Origin of the sequence: Arcicella gelida, from assembly GCF_034931025.1 — a bacterium.
In the GTDB taxonomy this organism is placed as follows: Bacteria; Bacteroidota; Bacteroidia; order Cytophagales; family Spirosomataceae; genus Arcicella; species Arcicella gelida.
This window is the reverse complement of record NZ_JAYGIL010000066.1, coordinates 1-2592: the sequence shown is the minus strand read 5'-3', so window position 1 is coordinate 2592 and position 2592 is coordinate 1. Positions and strand designations below refer to the sequence as shown.

4 protein-coding genes are annotated in these 2592 nt (G+C 35.2%); 2 read left to right on the top strand and 2 right to left on the bottom strand.

Annotation, left to right across the window (positions count from 1 at the left end):
* Window positions 1-219: 219 nt before the first annotated feature.
* Together VB776_RS24410 and VB776_RS24405 are read right to left on the bottom strand one after the other, a co-directional pair.
* The gene (locus VB776_RS24410; RefSeq protein WP_323699457.1) at window positions 220-1107 is read right to left on the bottom strand and encodes a Ppx/GppA phosphatase family protein; all 888 of its coding nucleotides are present in this window, start codon (window positions 1105-1107) and stop codon (window positions 220-222) included.
* 24 nt (window positions 1108-1131) lie between these two features.
* The gene (locus VB776_RS24405; protein WP_323260857.1) at window positions 1132-1425 is read right to left on the bottom strand and encodes a HesB/IscA family protein; all 294 of its coding nucleotides are present in this window, start codon (window positions 1423-1425) and stop codon (window positions 1132-1134) included.
* 186 nt (window positions 1426-1611) lie between these two features.
* Here VB776_RS24405 and VB776_RS24400 point away from each other — a divergent pair, with 186 nt between their 5' ends.
* Both VB776_RS24400 and VB776_RS24395 read left to right on the top strand, forming a co-directional pair.
* Complete coding sequence (locus tag VB776_RS24400; protein WP_323699456.1) at window positions 1612-2136, top strand: DUF7935 family protein; 525 nt, start codon at window positions 1612-1614, stop codon at window positions 2134-2136.
* Window positions 2137-2231: 95 nt separating this feature from the next.
* Entirely contained in the window at window positions 2232-2372 is a 141-nt protein-coding gene (locus VB776_RS24395) for an OmpA family protein (protein ID WP_323699455.1), read from the top strand.
* Window positions 2373-2592: the final 220 nt, after the last annotated feature.

Here is a 2592-nt window from a genome sequence, read left to right as displayed (position 1 = left end):
TAGCAGAAACAAAATACAGAAAAACCCCGAAAATTGCCAGTATTGACACTTTCCCGGGGTTATTTTATTGGTAATATATTGATTATTAAATATTTACAAGATTAAAGGGAAGCCTATTTCAAGCAAATATACAGGAAGCTTATATCTTTTGAACGGCTATTTTTAAAGCACCATCATAATAAAGGGAAGAACATTGATTTGCTCTTCCCTTTATTTTTATTACTTCTTACGATGTTGAATTCTTTCATACACCATCTGAATAATTCCATCTTTCAAACCTAAATCAGGTACTAAAATACTTTCTGCTCCAGCCCATTCCATCGCAGCGAGATAAATTGATGCCGCAGGAACGATAACATCCGCACGGTCAGCGTTTAATCTCAATTTATTAATTCGCTCTTCATACGTAAATGAGGCTACGTAATCCTTCAAACGAACTAATTCTTCAAAACTAATTGAACTTGCATCTTGATGATTCGGTGAAATATTGAATAATTTACTGATGTTTCCGCCTGTTCCTACCGCAGTGATTTTAGCCGTTTTAACATCAATATTATTTTCTATCCAACGCTTCATTTTCTCCCAATCGCCTTCTTTTTCTTTGTGTTCCAACAAACGAACAGAGCCGATTTTAAAAGATTTTGAAGCAATTTTCTTTCTTTCAGAATAAATATTTAGCTCTGTCGAACCTCCACCAACATCAATGTGCAAATAATTGGCATCGTCTAAAGCCTGAACCACTACATCATTGATTAATTCCGCTTCTTTTGCTCCTTCGATGATGTTGATTTTCATGTCCAAAATCTTATGGATACGAGTAATCACCGCTTCGGCATTGCCAGCTTCACGCATGGCAGAAGTGGCACAAATCATATAATCTTTTACTTCGTGTAAATCTAATAAAAGCTTGTAGGCGTTTAATAATTTAAAAATTCTTACCTCAGATTCTGGGCTAATTTCTCCATCATTAAAAACATCGTGTCCCAAACGCAAAGCAAAACGAACGTATTCTACTTTTTTAAAACTTATTTTACCATCGTTTTCCAGTACTCTGGAGATTTGCATTCTGGCGGCGTTCGAGCCGATGTCTATTGCGGCAATTTTCATGAATAATATTGTTGTATGATATTTCTATAATTTGTTAAAGGTAAAGCCATTTCCTTCCTCCTCAAAATCAAGCTCTATATTTATTAAATACATCAAATGACGCTTGTCGATGATTACTTTCAATTCATCTATTTCATATAATTCGTCGTGTTCACCCATTTTATCAAAGCCAATTAAATAGGTGGCACTGCAAGCTCCACCACGCAAACCTACTCTCAGAAAGTAATTTTCGGGAATTCCCTTAATGCTCAAAGCCTTGATTACTTCTTGCTTGGCAATATCGGTAATACTGATGGGAATGATTGAAGTTGGATTCATGATTTTATCATTATTGATGGAGTGCCTGCTGATAAAGTGATTTGTTTGTCTGTTTTCTATCATCAAACAACGCTACATTCACTCAATTTCATCAACCTTTCCACTGATTCTATCAGCAAAGGGCTTTTTCTGTGGGCAAAATTACTTATTTTTGAAAGATTATCGTGAATAATAAACCCCAACATCATGGAATTAGTTGCCGATTTAATAAAGGTTTTACTCCCAGCAGGATTAGTTTTATGGGCTATGTGCCTAACAGTCAGTTCTTTTATTAGAAAAGAAATAGTAGAAAAAGAATTAAATATCAAGGCGGAAACCATCAAAACATTGTTGCCTATTCGCTTGCAGGCTTACGAAAGAATGGCTTTGTTTTTAGAAAGAATCTCGCCAAACAACTTATTAATTCGCCTTACGGGACGAGTAGCAACCGTGGCAGAGTTTCAGCAATTGATGCTGTCGGAAATCAGAGAAGAGTTTTCGCATAATCTATCACAGCAGGTATATATGAGCGACGAAGCTTGGCTAAACATCAAAAACGCCATGAATGAGACAGTAGCCTTGATTAATTTATCGACAAAAGATTTAGCCCCAGAAGCCCCAGCCTTAGAATTATCAAAACGAATTTTAGAAGTAGCCATCAGTAAAAACATCTCACCATCCGACGATGCCCTTAAATTCATCAAGCAAGAAATGCGAGATAATTTTATGTAGTTTTTGGATGAATTACATTACAATATGAAATTATCTCAGTAAAGAGCAGAAGCAGTTGCGGTAATATTGAAAGCAAACAATGTTTCAAAAAATGTTTGACAGTACTTGGTTATGGAGAAAAAGATGCTGTGGCAGACAATACTTTAGAATCAGGAAGAGAGCAAAATAGAAGAGTAGAATTTGCCATTGTAGCGAATGATAAATTAAAAAAAGAAGCTACAAAGGCTACTGGATAAACGAGTTTGAAATATGAGTATCAGCATAAAATGCTTCGTAAATGTGATAAATTCATTTTCGAAGCATTTTTGTTTTATGCCAATTTTATTCAGGTTATTAAAATTGAGGTGGTTCAAAAAAACGGCACACTTTTTTGCATAAAAAATGCGGAAAATGGAATTAAAGAAACCCAAGAAATCACACGCACATTACGAGCCTGATTTTAAAGAGGAAATACTG